Source organism: Lactococcus sp. AK05, assembly GCF_041026685.1.
Lineage (GTDB): Bacteria > Bacillota > Bacilli > Lactobacillales > Streptococcaceae > Lactococcus > Lactococcus lactis.
Genome location: NZ_JBFTEI010000007.1, coordinates 1 through 19,461, shown reverse-complemented (window position 1 = coordinate 19,461; position 19,461 = coordinate 1). Strand labels below are relative to the sequence as shown.

Below are 19,461 nucleotides of genomic sequence, written 5' to 3'. Positions count from 1 at the left end.
AACGGGAATCTTGTTGTTCTCAAATGTTTTTAAGTTACTCAATTATTTTAAACAAAAGTGATACGAAGCGCGACCACATTTTTTGATACCAAGCATTGATATCCAGTATTGATATTAAGCATTGATACCCATCGTTGATAACATTTGTTACCCTTTATATAAAAAAATACTGACAGATTTGTCAGTATTTAATCTTTATTTTTTAATAAGCTTGAGCAGTTTCCATTTCTGACTCTCTTTCTGATTCTTCGACTGAATTGGAAGTAGTGTTCATTCTCTTTTTAGCCGTGGTCATCATTAAGCGAATCCGATTCAATTGATTGACCGCAGAAACTCCTGGGTCATAATCAATGGGAGCGAGATTGGCACCTGGGTACTGACGACGAAGTTCTTTCATCATTCCTTTACCAACGATATGGTTAGGAAGACAACCAAATGGTTGAAGACAAATGATATTGTTCACCCCTTTTTGCAAGAGTTCAATCATTTCGCCGGTGAGGAACCAACCCTCACCAGTATGATTCCCAATTGAAATCACTTCTTCAGTTGATGCTGCAATATCATAAATTGATTCAATAGAATCAAAGCGTTTTGAGGCTTTCAAGGCTTTATTCATTGGTTTTTCTAACATATTAATAATACCAATGAAAGTTTTAGCCATGAGTTTATTTTTCTTACTAAAGCCAATCTCATCTGCTTTCCAGATTTGATTGTACAAGCTGTAGTTCATGAAGCCAATTAAATCAAGAACGACTGCTTCGCCACCCTCTTCTTCAATTATTGACACAATATCATCATTTGCTGTTTTACTATATTTAACCAAAATTTCACCGACAACACCCACTCGTGGTTTTTGAATATCCAAAAGTTCAATTTGGTCAAATTCGGCAACAATTTTTTTCATGTTACGATTAAATTCAAAAATTGATCCAGATTCTACATTTTTCCGAGCCTTTTCTAACCATTTCGCATGTAATTCATTGACAGAACCTTCAGTGGCTTCATATGGTCGAGTACGATAAACGACTCTTTCAAATAAATCTCCATAAAGAACTGCAATCATAAAGCGTGTTAAAAGTGGAACTGTGAATTTAAATCCTTTTTCTGTTCCTTGATTCCCCATTGATAGGGAAACGACAGGTACTTGTGGGAAACCTGCATCAATTAGAGCTTTACGCAATAAAGGAATATAGTTTGTTGCGCGACATCCCCCACCTGTTTGAGTCATCATGACCGAAGTATTATCAAGGTCATACTCTCCTGACTGGAGAGCTTCAATGAGCTGACCTATTGTAATAATCGCTGGATAACATGAGTCATTATTAACAAATTTCAACCCATTATTGACAGAAGTATTGCTTTCTGGTAGAGAAACGACATTATATCCCGCAGCGGCAAAAGCTGTATCTAATAGCCCTTCTTGGTGAATTGGTGACAACATTGGTAAAAGAAGAGTGTGTTTTTTTGCCATTTCTTTTGTGAAAGCTGGTGTTTCTTGTACTAATTCGTGAACTTCGGTGCTTGCTTCAATATTATGACGCACGCGCTCTGAAACTGCTGCTTTCAGACTACGTAAACGAATCCGAACAGCTCCCATGTTTGATCCTTCGTCAATTTTCAAGACGGTATAAAGCTTATTGTGTCCACGCATGATTTCTTCTACTTGGTCTGTCGTTACGGCATCAAGACCACAACCAAAGGAATTAAGTTGAACAAGTTCTAGATTTTTATTTTTACAAACAACATTTGCAGCTGCATAAAGGCGGCTATGGTAAACCCATTGATTGACTACACGTAGACCAGAAACTTCGGCTAAATGACTAATAGAATCCTCAGTCAAAACGTGGAAACCTTCTTGAGTGATGATGTCAGCAATTCCATGATTGATTTCTGGGTCCAAATGATAAGGACGTCCAGCGAGAATAATGGCTTTTTCATTATTTAAATTGATTTGCATGAGCAGCTCTTCTGCTTTAAGGCGCAAATCTTCTTTAAATTTATCCATTTCTTCAAAGCCATGTTGGACAGCAGCTTGCACTTCCGTAAGATTGACAGAAATCCCTTGGGCGGTTAAAGCATTATGAACATTAACAGCTACTCCTTCCGGATTGGCTAGATTAATGAATGGATGAAGATAATTAACTTGCCCTTCACGAATTTCATCGATATTATTTTTAAGAACTTCAGGGTAAGATTGCACAATCGGGCAGTTAAAATGGTTTTGAGCATTTTTTTGTTCTTCTTGTTCAAAAAGGACAGATGGATAGAAGATATTTGGAACGCCCTGCTTAATCAAAGCCATAATATGTCCATGACTCATTTTGGCTGGATAGCATACCGTATCTGAAGGAATGGTTTCAATCCCCTCTTCAAAGAGTTCTTTATCAGAGCGAGGGCTTAAAACAACACGGAATCCAAGGTCTGTCAGCATCGTGTGCCAAAGCGGATAGTTTTCATACATATTGAGTACACGTGGTATCCCAATTTCTCCTCTGGTTTGTTTTTTCTTGCTTAAGCTATGGTAACGGAAAAGTTTTTTATACTTGTAATCAACTAAGTTAACTTTTTTATCTTTTTTAGCGACTTTAACTTTTGTAGCTTTTTCTGCACCACGTTCGCAACGATTCCCAGTTACAAACTTATTCCCATCATTGAAGACCGTTAGGGTCATTTTACAGTTATTTTCGCAAAGACCACAGACCATAAATTCTTTATGAGTTGTGAATTTTTCTAATTCATCAAGTTTTAGAATTTCTGATTCTTTATTTGCTTCTTGGTTATCTAAGGAAATCAAAGCACAACCGTAAGCTCCCATTAATCCCGCGATACTTGGACGAACCACTTCGCGTTCAGAAATTTTTTCAAAAGCACGTAGAACGGCTTCATTGTAAAAAGTTCCCCCTTGAACAACGATTTTCTTACCAAGTTCTTCTGGACGTTTTACTTTTATAACTTTATAGAGAGCATTTTTAATGACACTATATGAAAGACCTGCGGAAATATCTCCAACAGTCGCTCCTTCTTTTTGAACTTGTTTTACTTTTGAGTTCATGAAGACGGTACAACGAGAACCCAAGTTAACTGGATGCTCAGCCAAAAGTGCTTTTTGTGAAAATTCACGAACATCATGTTTTAGTGAATGAGCAAAGGTTTCAATGAATGAACCACAACCTGATGAACAAGCTTCATTAAGTTGAATACTTGATAGAGCACCATCACGAATTCGCATAGCTTTCATATCTTGTCCACCAATATCAAGAATGAAATCTACTCCTGGATTGAAATAATCAGCGGCCTTATAATGAGCCATTGTTTCAACTTCACCATAATCAACATGAAGTCCTGCTTTAATCAGGTGTTCTCCATAACCAGTTACTGTTGATTTTGCAATATAGACGTCCGCTGGAAGTTTAGCATAGACATCTTTTAAAATATTAATGACAGATTCAAGCGGTTCTCCATTGTTGGAACCATAATGGTCATAAAGAATATTTCCCTCATCATCAATAAGAACGACTTTTGTTGTGGTTGAGCCGGCATCAATTCCTAAGAAGGCAGCTCCATGATGTTCAGACAGGTTCTTATAGTTAGCTGTTGCTTTGGCATGACGCGTCCGAAATTCATCAAGTTCTGCTTGATTTTCAAAAAGTTTATCCATTGTATCTTGTGGAATTAAGCTGTCTGAATCATCATTTTCTAAACTATGAATTAATTCAGTTGCTGTTTTCTGACTTGTTTCTTCATAGAGCGCAGCTCCCATTGCCACAAAAAGTTGTGGATTTTCTGGGAAAATAATATTTTCTTCTTTCAAATCCAAGGTTTCGATGAAACGTTTGCGTAATTCACTCATAAAGAAAAGCGGACCGCCAAGAAAGGCAACATTTCCTTTGATTTTTCGCCCACTTGCTAAACCAGCAATGGTTTGATTGACAACGGCTTGAAAAATACTAGCAGCAATATCTTCACGACGCACTCCTTCATTTAACAGCGGTTGAACGTCGGTCTTGGCAAAAACGCCACAGCGTGATGCTATCGGATAGAGTTTTTCGTAGTTTTTAGCTAACTCATTGACACCATTGGCGTCAACTTTCAAAAGGGCTGCCATTTGGTCAATGAAGGCACCTGTCCCACCGGCACATGTTCCGTTCATACGTAATTCTTGAGTTCCGTTATCAAAAAAGGTCATCTTGGCATCTTCACCACCAAGCTCAATCATAACGTCTGTTTGGGGAATGAATTTTTCAATGGTAATTGATGAAGCGATAACTTCTTGAACAAAAGGAACATCAATGACTTGCGCAAGTCCCATTCCTCCTGATCCGGTAATGGCTAGTTCTAGATTTAAATCTCCATATTCTTCTATAAAATCTTTGAATACTTTGATGGTTGCTGCTTTAACATCTGAAAAATGGCGCTCATAGCGTGAGAAAATGAGCTTAAAATTTTCGTCAAAAACGACGAGTTTTACTGTGGTTGATCCAACGTCAATCCCTGTTTTATAAATTTGTGTCAAGATGGTCTCCTAGTTATGTGAGAAATATCACTTGAACAAGTCTGCTAAATTCTTAATATTTTTTTCGGCAAGTTAAATTTGAAATCTAACTTATCTTTTGGACGCAGAATTTTGATAAAAAGTAATTTAGACGGTCTGTTGCTTATCTTATTATATGTTCATTTTATCATTTGTCATAAGAAAAGCAACCAGCAAAAAGGGCGTGGTTGTCACATAAACGACAATTCAAAACAAGCTGTTGATTATGTTAAAAGACTTTGACATCGAATGACAAAATGTTTTGACTAAATTCTTTAATGACTTTAATCTATTTTTTGATTATAATGGAGTTAAATAGTACAATGTGAAAAATTAGACAAAACAGTCTATCGGGACTGGGTCTTTTTGAAACTGGAAAGATGGTTTTTTATGGTTAAATCAGATGATTTACGTGTGAAACGAACAAGAAAATTGATTAGTCAGGCTTTTTTTGCTTTGTTACGCAAGAAAAAATTTGAAAAAATTTCAATTCAAGAAATTGCCGATTCAGCCATGATTAATCGGGCAACTTTTTATGCTCATTATGCTGACAAACAAGATTTATATGATAGTTTGATTGACCAATTTTTAGCTAGCTTCACTGGCATTTTAGATGAACAAAATTTGGTCGATGGTAACAATGTTCATGTCAAAGAAATTGAAACTGTTCTGAGTCGCTTTTATGAATTTGTTCAGGACAAACCAGAGGTTGCACAAATGATTACTGACAGAGCGCATGATCAACGGTTAAAAAATCGATTTCTGGAGATTTTATCTGAACGCTATACCGAGTTATTTGAAAAACTGGAAGTTAGAGAAAAAGATGTTGTGGTTCCCAATGATTTTGTAATTTCTTATATTAGCTCGATTTTGGTGGGAACTTTAGACTGGTGGGTTAGCACTTCTACACAAATGTCTGCTCGAGATTTTGCTCATTTGATTATCAAATTAATTTCTAATGGTCATTTAACCGTCCTTGGGGTCAATATTAATCGCGAAAATTAAAAAAGTTACTGATGAAACTTCTAGGATAGCCGTTGTTTTTTAGCTTACGGATACCTTCGAATTTTTATCAGTAACTTTTTATTTTTTCAAATTTTCTATTTCTTCGGTTGTTAAAGGACGATAGGCTCCTAGCGCTAAATCTGAATCTAATGCTAAATTGCCCATCCGAATGCGTTTGAGATAGAGAACGTACATTTCAACAGCTTCAAACATCCGTTTGACTTGATGAAATTTTCCTTCATGAATAATCACACGAATTTCACTAATCCAGCCAGATTGACTCTCTCCTTCGTAAATATTTTCGATGAATAATTCTCCTGGTCGTGCTTTTTCTCCATTTTTTAGAGTCAAGCCCTCAGCAAATTTATTGACAATTTCGTCAGTAACTTTTCCATCAATTCGCGCAAAATATTCTTTTTCAACATGCTTTTTGGGTTGAGTTAAATCATGTCCCAATGCTCCGTCATTCGTTAAAATTAAAAGTCCCTCAGTATTTTTATCTAAACGTCCGACTGGAAAAATATCCTCACGAAAATCTTTTTCCGATAATAATTGAACAACTGTCTTAAAAAGATTATCTTTTGTTGCAGAAACAAGACCTTGCGGTTTATTTAATAAGTAATAATAATATTCTTGGTAATCTAAAATCTCACCATCAAAGGCGACTTGTCTAGAATTCTTATCTACTTGAAACCTGCCGTCTCGCTGAACTTCCCCAGCAACCGTCACGCGCCCTTTTTTCAATAGAATTTTGACTTCACTACGGCTTCCGAGGCCACTTTCTGCTAAAAATTTATCTAGTCTCATGTCTTTTATTATATCAGATTTTGCTGACAGGTCTGTCAGTAAAATAATGGAAAAAAAATTACTGACAGAATTTCTGTCAGTAATTTTTCTCATTCTTATTCTCCATAAATATCTGCATCTGTCAGCTTAAAAATAATCATTGTTTCTGGTGGATAAGCTGCCAATTGATTGGCAAAACTGTCATCATCATCTTTTTTGACTTTTGCTTTGATATTAATGGTCACTTTTTGATGTTCTTCAACAAGCGCGTCATAAAGTGTTTTTAAATCGGCAATATCTTGGCTGCTGGCTTTGGGTAAAATTGTATATTTGGTGTAATCTTTATCAAACCAAGAACCTTCTTTTTCAAAATCAACTGATGAATTTTCACGAATTTGCAATTTAGCTGAGATATCATAATCATAATCTTGCTGTTCAATCATTTTAGCAATTTTTACCATTGATTCATAATCACCACTTGCTTTTAATTTCAAAGTGGCTTTATAAGGAATCCCAGCGAGCTCTAAGCGACCCGCAATCATAAATGGGTCTGGCTCAGTTCCCTTGTCATCAAGTTGAGGTGGAGCAAAATTGACTGAGATTGAATAACCTTTTGTCAGTAATTGCTCATATTGCGTGATGACTTCTTCTAATTCAAGTCCATCAATAAACTCATTAAATGTACGCTCAGTGAGTTTGTTATTTTCAGCAGCTTCTTCTTTTGGATAGATAATTTTTACTTGATAGGTCATGTCTACTATTATATCATGTTAATAGTATTTTTATTTTTTATAAAAAAATAAATTAAATAGGCTAGGAAATTCAGCCTTTTTGCGTTAAAATAGTCTTTATGACATTAACACAAGAATTTGATACGATTGCGGCGATTTCGACACCGCTTGGTGAAGGAGCAATTGCCATTGTTCGTTTATCAGGGACAGATGCCCTAAAAATTGCTCAATCTGTCTATAAAGGAAAAAATTTAACTCAAGTTGCTAGCCATACGATTAATTATGGCCATATTTTTGAAGAAGAACGTCTCGTTGACGAAGTCATGGTTTCAGTCATGCGTGCGCCTAAAACATTTACACGCGAGGATATTGTTGAAATAAATACGCATGGTGGAATTGCAGTCACACAAGAAATTTTGCAATTACTTTTACGTAATGGTGCTAGACTCGCTGAACCTGGCGAATTTACCAAACGTGCCTTTTTAAATGGACGAATTGACTTGGCTCAGGCTGAGTCTGTCATGGATTTAATCCGGGCCAAAACCGATAAGGCTGCCAACATTGCCGTAAAACAACTTGACGGAAGTCTTTCAAAAATGATTAATAACATTCGTCAAGAGATTCTCGAAAGTTTGGCACAAGTCGAGGTCAATATTGACTATCCAGAGTATGATGATGTGGAAACAATGACTTCACAAATGCTCCTTGAAAAAACGGCTCATTTTGAACAGCTTTTGGAAAATCTTTTATCAACAGCTAAACGCGGAAAAATTTTAAGAGAAGGTTTAAAAACGGCGATTATTGGTCGGCCAAACGTTGGAAAATCAAGTTTACTTAATCAATTGCTTCGTGAAGAAAAAGCCATTGTCACTGATATTGCTGGAACAACGCGCGATGTCATTACTGAATTTGCCAATATTGGCGGTGTTCCTCTTGAACTAGTGGATACTGCTGGTATTCGTGAAACAGATGATTTAGTCGAAGCGATTGGGGTTGAACGTTCTAAAAAAGCTTTGGCTGAAGCTGATTTAGTTTTACTGGTTTTAGATGCCTCAAATGAATTGACTGACAAAGATTTAGAGCTCTTAGAACTGTCTAAAAATTCAAATCGTATTGTTTTACTCAACAAAACCGACCTGCCAGAAAAAATTGACAGCACTCAAATTTCTGGTGATTTTATCCGAATTTCAGCCCTTAAAAATGAAAACTTAAATGCTGTGGAAGAAAAAATCAATCAAATTTTCTTTGCTGGTGAGATTGAAGCCAAAGATGCAACGGTATTATCTAATGCCCGCCATATTTCAATTGTTGAAGAAGCTTTGAAGGCTCTTAAAGAAGCAAACTCTGGGCTTGCTCTGGGCTTACCTGTTGATTTAATTCAAGTGGATGTCACACGTTGTTGGCAATTACTTGGAGAAATCACAGGGGAAGCTGCCCCAGATGAATTGATTACACAACTTTTTTCACAATTTTGTTTGGGAAAATAAAAAAGAGTTCAAATGAACTCTTTTTTTTTACTGACAGAAATTGGTCAATCATCAAATCATCCCTTTAATTTCTGTCAGACATTTTCTAACAAACTGGTCAGTCATTCCACCAAAATAAGTCCCTTGAAAGTTTCGACCGTTAATCACGATTAATTTTTTATCGACACGATAAGCTCGAACGTATTTGGCAGCTTTTCCCGTTTCTTCTTTATCAAATATTTCTTCGATTTCAGTTCCAGCATTTTTAAGTAAAATTTTTAAATTACTTACTGACAGACTTGTCAGTAAAACATCTGGTTCTAAAAGTTGCAAAAGTTGCGGAAATTTCATCTTGAATTGTTCTTGTTGGCTCTTAGCTAAACCTGGCCAAACTGGATGTGTCGCAATTGGGGTAAACAAATCAATATGTAAGGCTCGATTAATTTGATTTTCATATTCTTTATAAGCTGAATCAAAAACAGGTAAAAATTTTGCTAACTGATTGAACCAAGGACTAGGATTGTATTCAAAATACCGATCGAGATTTGACTTGTAAGTTTCCAAATTTACTGACGAAAATTCTGTCAGTAATTTTTCATAACGTTGATTTTCACCAAATTCTGCATAAGAAGCATTTTTACTGACTGTCAGTATTTTTAAGTCTGATTTTTCATATTTGGCTAAGTCACCAAACCACAACAGAGGCATACTATTTGGAATCAAAACTTCTGACAGCTCAGCCTTATTTTTTAAGTCAATAAAATCTGTCCATGTTTCTAAAATCAAGCGGTCTAATTTTTCATTATCCATTTTACTCATCAATCAAAGCCCCCGTCAACATTAACTTGAGCAATCAGATCAGGAAACTCATCTGCATTTTTAAAAATTTCAACTGCTTCTTTTCTAGCCACTTCTAAAATATTATAATCATTGACTAAATCAGCCGCAATAAATTCTGGAAGTCCTGACTGACGAAGTCCAAAAATCTCTCCAGAACCACGCATTTTCAAATCTTCTTCGGCTAAAATAAAACCATTTTGTGTTTCTGTCATAATTTTCATCCGTTGTTTTCCTGAATCGGACTTAGGATTTGCTACTAAAATGGCATAAGATTTTTTTGTTCCCCGACCAACACGACCACGCAATTGGTGAAGCTGCGAAAGTCCAAAGCGGTCAGCATCCATAATCACCATAATCGTAGCATTAGGAATGTCAACTCCCACTTCAATCACTGTTGTTGAAACCAAAATATCTAATTTTTTAGCCTTAAATTCTTGCATGATTTGGTCTTTTTCATCATTTTTCATTTTTCCATGTAAAAGACCAATTTTGGCAAATAATCCAAAGTATTCATTTAATTCCGCAAAAAGAGCTTCCGCGTTTTTCAGGTCCAACGTTTCGCTTTCCTCAATTAAAGGTGAAATAAAATAAACCTGTGAATCTTTAGCAACTTCTGCTTTTATCCAACTTAAAACTTCGGAAAATTGTTCATGTTTAACCCACCTTGTAGTAATGGGTTGACGTCCCTTTGGTAGTTCATCAATAATTGAAACATCCATATCCCCAAAAGCCGTAATCGCAAGCGTTCTTGGAATGGGTGTAGCTGTCATCATTAGAACATCTGGATTTTGCCCTTTTTCTCGTAAAATTTTTCGCTGATTAACTCCGAAACGGTGTTGTTCGTCTGTAATCACCAGACCCAAATTATAAAAATCGACCCCTTCTTGAATCAGCGCATGAGTTCCAACTACCATATGTGTATGACCACTAACTAAATCAGCCAAAATCTCGCGGCGCTCTGCCACTTTCAAACCCGAAACCAAAAGTGAAATTTGCAATTCTGGAAAAAGAGCTTTCAAGTTTGCAAAATGCTGACGGGCAAGGATTTCTGTTGGTACCATAATTGCTGCTTGAAAATTCGCCAAACAAGCCGCGTACATGGCAAGGGAAGCAACAACTGTTTTACCAGAACCCACATCACCTTGCAAAAGTCGATTCATGTGATAAGGAGATTTCATATCCGTCAGAATCTCGCGCAAAGCGCTTAATTGAGCACCTGTCAGTTCAAAAGGTAATTCAGAAATCTTCTGATCAATTTCTCCTTGCTCAAAAACAACTTCTAATCCTGCTCGGCCTGATTTTTCTTTATTTTTTAAGGCCTGTAATTTCAACTGAAACATGAATAATTCTTCAAATTTTACACGACGTAAAGCCTGCTTATGAGCTTCCATATCTTCAGGAAAATGCATAGCCAAAACGGCTTCCTGCCGGTTCATCAGACGATATTTTTTAATCAAAAATTCTGGTAAGTTCTCAGGTAATTCTGATAGAAGGGCTGACTCAAAAACCTGATGAATTACTTTGACCAATTGGCTTTGTTTCATACCCGCTGTTAAATGATAAACAGGTTCTAAGCCATCGTCCACCTGAGCCACAACTTTCATTCCCATCAGTTGTTGCTTTGCCTGCTCCCATTTTCCGTAAACTGCAATTTCCTTACCAACTTCCACTTTGTCAGCCAAATAAGGTTGATTAAAAAAGCTGACAGCAACCACGGCCTCACCTTCTTTAATTTTAAATGAAAGTCGATTACGTTTAAATCCGTAATACTGGACATTAGCTGGTGTCACTACCGTTCCAATAATTGTTGCTTTTTCTCCGTCAACAAGTTCAAAAACCGAACGACTTGCGAAATCTTCATAACGAAAAGGGAAATAAAGTAATAAATCTTGAACCGTGAAAATTCCTAACTTATGGAAATTTTCCACAGATTTCGGTCCCACACCTTTTAAAAATTGCACTGAATCTGTTAATTTCATACTTTTATTATACCAATATATAAGGTTAAATGCTTCAAAAATCAAATATAATTTGCTGACAGAGAATTTATCAGCAAAATTTACTGACAGAAAGCTCTGTCAGTAAAAAAATAATCAGAAATTACTCTGATTACTTTTTATGCTTTCTTAACAACTGAACCCTTCAAAGCAATTGCTCCAAAGCCCGGAATTTTTGAATCAATAAAATGTTCATTTTTCCCTTCTGGATTAATGCGAATGTTTTTCACTTTTGTTCCCTGCTTAATTGGTTTTGGCATTCCCTTAACTGGCAAATCTTGCACAATAACAAGGTCATCCCCAGTTTCTAACTCATTTCCTAAACTATCAAGGACAATAAATTTTCCAGCTGCCTCAATTTCCTCAAGAGTAAATTCATTTCCACATTCAGAACAGCCAAAGCTCGTATCTGATAATTCATAAGTATATTCACTTGAACAATAAATACATTTTGGTGTTTCCATCTTCTCTCCTTTATTAAATCAAAAAAAACCAGCCCGAAGACTGGTTTTTATACCGTTAAAATCGGAAAATTATTTAGCGATTTTAGCGAAGTATGCAAGTGTACGAACAAGGTTTGAAGTGTATGACATTTCGTTATCGTACCAAGATACAGTTTTAACAAGTTGAGCTCCATCAGCTGAAGTAACTTCAGTTTGAGTAGCATCAAAGAGTGAAGAGTTTGAGATACCAACGATATCAGATGAAACGATTTGGTCTTCGTTGTAACCAAATGATTCATTTGAAGCAGCTTTCATAGCTGCGTTGATTTCGTCAACTGTAACTTCTTTGTTAAGGATAGTAACAAGTTCAGTCAATGAACCAGTTGGAACTGGTACACGTTGAGCATGTCCTTGAAGTTTACCTTGAAGTTCTGGCAATACAAGACCGATAGCTTTAGCAGCACCTGTTGAGTTAGGTACGATGTTTTCAGCTGCAGCACGTGCGCGACGGAAGTCTCCACCACGGTGTGGGCCATCAAGAGTCATTTGGTCACCAGTGTAACCGTGAACTGTAGTCATTGTACCAACTTTGATACCGAATTGTTTGTTCAAAGTATCAGCCATTGGAGCAAGACAGTTAGTTGTACATGAACCAGCTGAAATTACTGTTTCAGTTCCATCAAGTACTTCGTGGTTAGTGTTGAAAACGATTGTTTTAACATCAGATCCACCAGGTGCAGTGATAACAACTTTTTTAGCACCGTTAGCGTGCAAGTGTTGTTCAGCTTTTTCTTTAGTTGCGAAGAAACCAGTTGCTTCAAGAACGATTTCTGCACCAACTTCAGCCCAGTTGATGTTAGCTGGGTTAGATTCAGCAGTAACTTTAACGAATTTACCGTTAACTTCAAAACCACCATCTTTAACTTCAACTTTACCATCAAAACGACCTTGAGTTGTATCGTATTTAAGCAAGTGAGCAAGCATTGCTGGATCTGTCAAGTCGTTGATTGCAACAACTTCAACACCTTCAACATTTTGAATACGACGGAAAGCAAGACGACCGATACGACCGAAACCGTTAATACCAACTTTAACTACCATTAGTAGTTTCCTCCTTATAGGGATTAGATTTTATAAAAGGCAAACCTTTTAAATTGACTAAGTTAACAATTTAACTTACTTCTTTATTTTAACACTTTTTTTGAAATTTGCAAACATAAACTCCCTTAGAAAGCGCTCTACAAAAGCAAAAGAAGTCCACTTTTCTTGAAAGCGTTTAACATTAAAAATGCTCGTACTTTTAAGAATAGTTTCTTCTTCCACCTCTATAAAAAAGCAATAAAAAAATTTACTGATGAAATGCTCAGCAAATTTATGATTTATTTCTTACCAAATAAACGCCCAAAAAAGCCCTTATTATCAGTGGTTTTTAGCTGTTCTTGCAAATCCGTAAAAAATTGTTTTTGATCTGTCAAAGCTTTTTCCATTAACTCTTGCTGTTTTTTAATCTGTACATCTTTTTCAGCAATTTGAGCATCTTTTACGTTTAATTGTTGATCTTTGGAGATAAGTTGACTGTTTAAACGTTCAATCTCAGCGTTTTTATCTTTCATCAAAGCGCTAATCATTTCGTAAGCTGCGGATGTTGCATCATCTGTCTTAAGCGCAACCTCAGAACCTTTGTCAGCATTTTCTTCCAAAACCTCTGCCTTGGCAGTCACCACTTTTCCGTATAATCCCTCAAGTTCATGAATTCCCTCAGCATTAACGACTGTTACATTCTTCTCATTTTTTTCAACAAATTTAGTATCTAGCGACTTAACACGTTTATTCATCGCTTGGCGAGTCACTCCAAAAAGCTCTGCCAATTCACTTACTGTTTTAGTTTTCATATCATCCATAATACCATATTTTCGGCTAATTATACAGACTTTTGTAAAAATTTTATTTGCATATTGTTCTAGGAATTATTAAAAATATATTATAATTATATTATAATGTAAATTTCCAAAAGAAAGGGCTAAAAAATATGAAATATAAAACAGAATCCATTGATAATATAAAAAAATTCTATGATATTAATAGTAAAACTGGTCTCAGTCCAACTCAAGTCACAAATTCACGAATAAAATACGGTCATAATAACTTTGAAGAACAAAGGGGACCAAATATTTTTCAAAAACTTCTTCATCACCTCTTAGAAGTCATGAATATCATCCTTATTTTAGTTGGTATTCTCTCAGCCTATTTGGCTTATATCAGTAACGGAAACTATACTAAAACAATTGTTGTTTTACTTATCGTTGCCATCAACGTTTTCGTCTCAATCTTCCAAGAAAATAGGGCGGAAAATGCACTTGCTGCACTAAAAGAGCTTTCCTCACCAACATCAACTGTTCTTCGTTCTGGAAAACGCCAAACTATTGCTTCAAGTGAATTAGTCTGCGGTGACCTCATTGAACTGACGGCCGGTATACAAGTTGGAGCTGATATTCGCTTACTCACAAGTAATAGCCTGCAAGTTGATGAATCTTCACTGACAGGTGAATCAGAACCCATTGACAAGAATGCTGACCTTGATATTACTGACGAAGTTCCTCTTGGAGATCAACTGAATATGGTTTTCTCAGGAACAAACATTCTCAACGGAACAGCCGAGGGAATCGTTGTCGCAGTTGGTTCCGCATCTCAAATGGGACAAATTGCCACACTTATTGGCGAACAAATAAAAGGAAAAACCCCTCTTCAAAAAAGAATTGATAAACTTGCCAAACGCTTAGCAATCATTGCCTTTGCCGCCGGAATCTTAATCTTTGTCATTAACCTTTTATACGGAAACGTTCCTTTTGTTGATAATTTAATGACCGCCGTTGTTTTAGGAGTCGCTGCCGTTCCAGAAACACTTCCAGTTATTGTTACCCTCAGTTTGATTTACGGTGTAGAAAATATGGCTCAGAAAAAAGCCATTATCCGAAATGTCCCTGCCGTTGAAACTCTTGGAAACGCAACAGTCATCGCTTCTGACAAAACCGGAACACTCACACAAAATCAGATGACCATTCAAAAACTTTGGCTATCTGGACAAGAGAGTTGGTCAGGAGGTCAATTATCAAGCTCTGAAGTTTCCTTAATACAAAATTTTGCTTATGCCTCAAACGCCAGTGCACAACTCATTGACGGTGATTGGGAAATCCATGGTGACCCAACCGAAGCAGCAATCATTCGCTTCTTAATTACTCATGATCTCTATGAACCCGAAAAAAATCCAAAACGACTTGCCGAACTCCCTTTTGATAGTTCACGCAAAAAAATGACCGTTGTCATTCCACATCCGCAAGATAATGAAAAATATCTTGTACTGACCAAGGGCGCTTTTGATAGACTTGCACCAAGCAGTCAACATCAAGCACAGCATCCACAGCTCCTTTCTTCAAATAACGAGGAGACTTCCACTCACTTATCAAATGATTTATTGAGTCAAGCCCAAAAAATACATGATATTTTTGCTGACCAAGCCCTACGTGTTCTGGCTCTTTCTTACAAAATCATCGATAAAGTCCCAGAAGATTTAACTGAATTAGAAAATAATCTTACCTTTCTTGGAATCGTGGGAATGATTGACCCTCCACGCATAGAATCAAAAGCTGCTGTTCAAGAAGCAAGAGCTGCTGGTATTAAACCAATTATGATTACAGGGGACCACGCGCTTACAGCAAAAGCAATCGCTCAACAAATTGACATCTATCGTGATGGAGATAAAGTTATTGATGGCTTAACGCTCAAATCAATGACAGATGATGAACTTAGCCAAACGATTGAACAAATTTCGGTCTATGCCCGAGTAAGTCCTGAAGACAAACTTCGTATTGTAAAAATCTGGCAAGAAAAAGAACAAATCGTCGCCATGACAGGAGACGGGGTCAATGACGCACCCAGCTTAAGAGCAGCCGATGTCGGAACTGCAATGGGAATAGCTGGAACAGAAGTTGCAAAATCCGCTTCTGATATCATTCTTGCTGACGATAATTTTGCGACCTTCGTCGCTGCCATTCGCGAAGGACGTCGTGTTTACACCAATATCAAAAAAACAATTTATTACCTTCTCTCAGCAAACGTAGCTGAAATTCTAACAATGCTCATTGGAGCAATTGTCGGTTGGGGAATGCCTTTTACAGGAATTCAACTCCTTTACATCAATGTCCTTGCTGATGGAATTCCCGGATTTGGACTTTCACGTGAAAAAGCCGACAGTCATATCATGGAACAACCACCTGTTGGAGTCAAAGAAAGTATCTTCTCAAGAGGAGTCAGCTGGCGTATCGCCATTTGTTCCACTGCATTCATCATTACTGCTCTAGTTGGTTTTTATCTCGGTAGGTTTATTGAAATCGCTGGATTGACACCCAACCATCAACTCGGACAAACAATGGCCTTTGTGATATTAACCCTTGCTTCTACGATTAATGTCTATAACGCTAGAAGTAATGAATCTCTCTTCACAAGAGGAATTACCACTAATAAAATGATTTTTGGTACCACCTTATTATCACTAGGAATAACCGTTCTCTTTACAAATGTTCCTATTTTGATGAACATCTTAGAAGTTGCTCCTTTATCAATGACACACTGGCTAATAGCTATCATCTTAGCTTTAATCCCAACCCTTGTCATTGAAATTACAAAAGTGATTCTTAATAAACAAGGGAAAAAATTTATTGGCTAAAAGAAAGGCTCAAAATAATTTGAGCCTTTTTATCTGTTCACTTATTCATGGAATTCTACAACCATCTTCACCACTTCATCATAAGCGTCTTGACAGCCATTTTTCACCCAATTTCCTAAAACATAAAATAAACCAGCAGCCATAAAATCATTCCAAAATTTTTGCTTTGTCCCTAGATAATCAGCCCAAGTTGTTGTTTCATTATAAAAAATAGTCATCTTTTGAGCAAATATCTGAAAAACCAGCGAATAATAATTCCCCTTGACAGCTTTTTCTATTTCTTCTTCTTGCTCAACAAATAGTCCCACCAACTTCTCACTTAAAATAAGTGAGTTAATACTTTTTAGCTCCAAAAGTTCTTTAAGAAATTTATCATAGATTAGCTCAAAATACTCTAATACGACTTCTTCCTTATTTTTGAAGTGCCGATAGAAAGTCATCCGACTCACCCCGGCTTTTTTGCAAACTTCTGTCAATGGTAATTCATTGATTGTATATTTCTCTAAACACAACATCGTTCCTTCAATAATAAAGTCATGAAAATCTTGATATTGCTCTTTTCGCTTCATTTCTGTTACACTTTCATTTTGTTGTCACTTTTAAAGACAAACCGTCCAAAGTTAATTGTAAAAGTTCTTTTTTGCTGTTACACTTGTATCACATAAATATTATAACACAAAGGAAAATTTTATTATGTCAAATCAAGAACCAATAGCAAACTACAAATTTAATTATAAAACAACAGCAAATAAAGTTATGAAAAATATTAATCTTTCAGGAAAAACAATCATCATCACTGGTGGGTATTCTGGTATTGGTTTAGAGATGACCAAACAACTTTCACGTGCTGGAGCAAAAATTATTATCCCCGCCCGAAGAATGGAGGTAGCCAAGAAAAATTTATCTAAAATAAAAAATATTGACATTCTTCCCCTTGACCTCACCAATCCAGAAAGTATTCATCAATTTGCCGAAAGTTTTTTGCAAAATAATTCAAAACTAGATATTCTTATTAATTCCGCTGGATTAATGTACCTTCCTTTAAAAAGAGATTCCCGAGGAATAGAATATCACTTTGCCACAAACCATCTAGGCCACTATCAATTAACAATGGAACTTTTACCCGCTTTAAAAAATGCAAAAAACTCAAGAGTTATAAATTTATCCAGTCGTGCTCAACAAATGACACCATTACTAGAAGATTGGAATTTTGAAAAAATAGAAAACTACAGTCCCCAAATAGGCTACCAACAATCTAAAACTGCCAACGTTTTATTTTCAATAAAACTAGATGAACTAGGAAAAAAATATGGAATTAGAAGTTTTGCCGTCCACCCTGGTATGATTCCAATGACAAATATTGGTCGTCAAAATTCATCTATTACCCCTTGGCTCCGCTACCTAGCCGACTATTTTAAATTAATTCATATCCCCGTATTTTTTAATGCACTTAAATCCGGCTTTGACCGAAGTAAATATCGCTATTTAAAAACAATAGCTCAAGGTGCCGCAACACCTCTTTGGACCTCAACAAGCCCTGATTTAGAAGGTAAGGGTGGTCTTTATTGTGAAGACCTTAATATTGCCAGACTTATGACATCAGAAGAAGTTAATAATTTTTCTGGAGGCTTACGTCCGCATGCAATAGACCACAATGACGCAGATAGACTTTGCAGATTTCAAAAAATATAACAGAACTGGATTTTGAATAAACCCTTACTATAAAATAAAACTGACCTAATATAAATAGGTCAGTTTATCTATTTTTTATTAGATTAAACTTATTATACATACTACTTTTGATTAAATAATGGTATTTATATTAAAAATACACAAACTTCTTTGACATGTTATTGATCAAGTGCTAATATTATGCTATATATTCGAAATAGTTTGAATATATAGTTTTTTATAATTAAGGAGAACTATGAAAAATTTTATAAACAAACCAAATATTATTAAAAGATGGATCTTATTACTATATTCTATCCTTTCACTAATTATTACCATCACTTATATTATTTTTAAACACACATTTTTTAAAGTAGATTGGCAAAGGTATGATATAGATGGGACTTACCGAGGAAAGGTGGATGAGATACTAAAACATGGTGTCTTCTGGATAAATGGGAATTTAACAGCAATCAACTCTACACTACTGATTTTACTTCTAGCTGTGGGGACGATTCTTTCACTATTAATTTTCTATTTAGCCTGGCATAATCTAGCAACTAGAACATGGACCCCAATTCTGTGCTTAGCAGGATTTTTAATTCCTCTAATCGTTCATGGCGACGGAAATATTCTCAAATCCTTGATTATTGGCTATATTTTTATCATTGCTGGAGCAAGCTTCTCAGTTCAGGCTTTACGGTTCTCCTGATTTCAAAAACGTATTTAATATAATAAAAAAACTACCGAATTCAATAGTTTTCAGTAGTTTTTATTAACTATAAAATAATCTAATTAATTATATAAAAAAAGCTAACAATAGGCATGTTAGCTTTTATGTTATGCCGAAGGCCGGGGTCGAACCGGCACTCCCGTGAAGGAACCAGATTTTGAGTCTGGCGCGTCTGCCTATTCCGCCACTTCGGCGAAACATAACAACTGGGGTAGCTGGATTCGAACCAACGCATGAGGGAGTCAAAGTCCCTTGCCTTACCGCTTGGCTATACCCCATTAAAAAGGCGGATGACGAGGATCGAACTCGCGAGTGCCGGCGCCACAAGCCGGTGTGTTAACCACTTCACCACATCCGCCATAATGAAACACGGGCAGCAGGAATTGAACCCACACTAAAGGTTTTGGAGACCTTTGTACTACCTTTATACGATGCCCGTTTTCTATGGAAGGGGAGGGATTCGAACCCCCGAACCCGAAGGAGCGGATTTACAGTCCGCCGCGTTTAGCCTCTTCGCTACCCTTCCAAACTCTTA

Annotated in this window: 13 protein-coding genes, 5 tRNA genes and 1 pseudogene; 5 read left to right on the top strand and 14 right to left on the bottom strand. The window is 36.3% G+C overall.

All coding sequences use genetic code 11. The features are described 5' to 3' along the window. Nucleotides 1–202 precede the first annotated feature (202 nt). Nucleotides 203–4,504, bottom strand: coding sequence for an acyl-CoA dehydratase activase-related protein (locus AB6B24_RS10845; RefSeq protein WP_311806063.1), 4,302 nt, complete (start codon nucleotides 4,502–4,504; stop codon nucleotides 203–205). 417 nt (nucleotides 4,505–4,921) lie between these two features. On the opposite strand from AB6B24_RS10845, the gene AB6B24_RS10840 reads away from it, so the two are divergent. Beyond that, nucleotides 4,922–5,536, top strand: coding sequence for a TetR/AcrR family transcriptional regulator (locus AB6B24_RS10840; RefSeq protein ID WP_349710386.1), 615 nt, complete (start codon nucleotides 4,922–4,924; stop codon nucleotides 5,534–5,536). A gap of 78 nt (nucleotides 5,537–5,614) precedes the next feature. On the opposite strand, the gene AB6B24_RS10835 is transcribed toward AB6B24_RS10840, so the two are convergent. Both AB6B24_RS10835 and AB6B24_RS10830 read right to left on the bottom strand, forming a co-directional pair. Beyond that, nucleotides 5,615–6,343, bottom strand: coding sequence for a pseudouridine synthase (locus AB6B24_RS10835; protein ID WP_031296592.1), 729 nt, complete (start codon nucleotides 6,341–6,343; stop codon nucleotides 5,615–5,617). 95 nt (nucleotides 6,344–6,438) lie between these two features. Further along, the gene (locus AB6B24_RS10830) at nucleotides 6,439–7,074 is read right to left on the bottom strand and encodes a hypothetical protein (RefSeq protein ID WP_003132036.1); all 636 of its coding nucleotides are present in this window, start codon (nucleotides 7,072–7,074) and stop codon (nucleotides 6,439–6,441) included. A 98-nt stretch (nucleotides 7,075–7,172) separates the two neighbouring features. On the opposite strand from AB6B24_RS10830, the gene mnmE reads away from it, so the two are divergent. Next, entirely contained in the window at nucleotides 7,173–8,540 is a 1,368-nt protein-coding gene (mnmE, locus tag AB6B24_RS10825; RefSeq protein WP_029344591.1) for a tRNA uridine-5-carboxymethylaminomethyl(34) synthesis GTPase MnmE, read from the top strand. Between the two features lie 51 nt (nucleotides 8,541–8,591). Here the strand turns inward: mnmE and AB6B24_RS10820 are convergent, their stop codons facing one another. The 5 genes and pseudogenes from AB6B24_RS10820 to AB6B24_RS10800 form a co-directional block, all read right to left on the bottom strand. Beyond that, a complete protein-coding gene (locus AB6B24_RS10820; RefSeq protein ID WP_311806034.1) occupies nucleotides 8,592–9,338 on the bottom strand; it encodes a hypothetical protein in 747 nt (248 codons plus the stop codon). A gap of 53 nt (nucleotides 9,339–9,391) precedes the next feature. Further along, a pseudogene (gene recG / locus AB6B24_RS10815) lies at nucleotides 9,392–11,338 on the bottom strand (ATP-dependent DNA helicase RecG); the annotation flags it as partial. A 137-nt stretch (nucleotides 11,339–11,475) separates the two neighbouring features. After that, nucleotides 11,476–11,820 (bottom strand): zinc ribbon domain-containing protein YjdM, encoded by a 345-nt coding sequence (locus tag AB6B24_RS10810; RefSeq protein WP_311806032.1) that lies wholly within the window; start codon nucleotides 11,818–11,820, stop codon nucleotides 11,476–11,478. Nucleotides 11,821–11,889: 69 nt separating this feature from the next. Continuing rightward, nucleotides 11,890–12,900, bottom strand: coding sequence for a type I glyceraldehyde-3-phosphate dehydrogenase (gene gap, locus AB6B24_RS10805; RefSeq protein WP_003131244.1), 1,011 nt, complete (start codon nucleotides 12,898–12,900; stop codon nucleotides 11,890–11,892). Between the two features lie 278 nt (nucleotides 12,901–13,178). Continuing rightward, a complete protein-coding gene (locus AB6B24_RS10800; protein ID WP_003131246.1) occupies nucleotides 13,179–13,700 on the bottom strand; it encodes a DUF536 domain-containing protein in 522 nt (173 codons plus the stop codon). Between the two features lie 128 nt (nucleotides 13,701–13,828). Between AB6B24_RS10800 and AB6B24_RS10795 the strand changes: the two genes are divergently transcribed. Beyond that, nucleotides 13,829–16,522 (top strand): cation-translocating P-type ATPase, encoded by a 2,694-nt coding sequence (locus AB6B24_RS10795; RefSeq protein WP_311806030.1) that lies wholly within the window; start codon nucleotides 13,829–13,831, stop codon nucleotides 16,520–16,522. 41 nt (nucleotides 16,523–16,563) lie between these two features. Here AB6B24_RS10795 and AB6B24_RS10790 read toward each other — a convergent pair whose 3' ends face one another. Further along, complete coding sequence (locus AB6B24_RS10790; protein WP_311806028.1) at nucleotides 16,564–17,091, bottom strand: TetR/AcrR family transcriptional regulator; 528 nt, start codon at nucleotides 17,089–17,091, stop codon at nucleotides 16,564–16,566. Between the two features lie 124 nt (nucleotides 17,092–17,215). On the opposite strand from AB6B24_RS10790, the gene AB6B24_RS10785 reads away from it, so the two are divergent. Together AB6B24_RS10785 and AB6B24_RS10780 are read left to right on the top strand one after the other, a co-directional pair. Next, nucleotides 17,216–18,214: an SDR family NAD(P)-dependent oxidoreductase gene (locus AB6B24_RS10785; RefSeq protein WP_311806026.1), complete on the top strand. Its 999-nt coding sequence runs from the start codon at nucleotides 17,216–17,218 to the stop codon at nucleotides 18,212–18,214. Nucleotides 18,215–18,611: 397 nt separating this feature from the next. Continuing rightward, nucleotides 18,612–18,905: a hypothetical protein gene (locus AB6B24_RS10780; RefSeq protein ID WP_003131256.1), complete on the top strand. Its 294-nt coding sequence runs from the start codon at nucleotides 18,612–18,614 to the stop codon at nucleotides 18,903–18,905. Nucleotides 18,906–19,036: 131 nt separating this feature from the next. Here the strand turns inward: AB6B24_RS10780 and AB6B24_RS10775 are convergent. From AB6B24_RS10775 to AB6B24_RS10755, 5 genes are all read right to left on the bottom strand, one after another. Beyond that, nucleotides 19,037–19,120: transfer RNA gene (locus tag AB6B24_RS10775), tRNA-Leu, on the bottom strand. 12 nt (nucleotides 19,121–19,132) lie between these two features. Then, nucleotides 19,133–19,204 (bottom strand) — tRNA-Gln (locus AB6B24_RS10770). Between the two features lie 7 nt (nucleotides 19,205–19,211). Next, nucleotides 19,212–19,284, bottom strand: a tRNA-His gene (locus AB6B24_RS10765). A gap of 10 nt (nucleotides 19,285–19,294) precedes the next feature. Next, nucleotides 19,295–19,365: transfer RNA gene (locus tag AB6B24_RS10760), tRNA-Trp, on the bottom strand. Between the two features lie 6 nt (nucleotides 19,366–19,371). Next, a tRNA-Tyr gene (locus AB6B24_RS10755) sits at nucleotides 19,372–19,452 on the bottom strand. Nucleotides 19,453–19,461 lie beyond the last annotated feature (9 nt).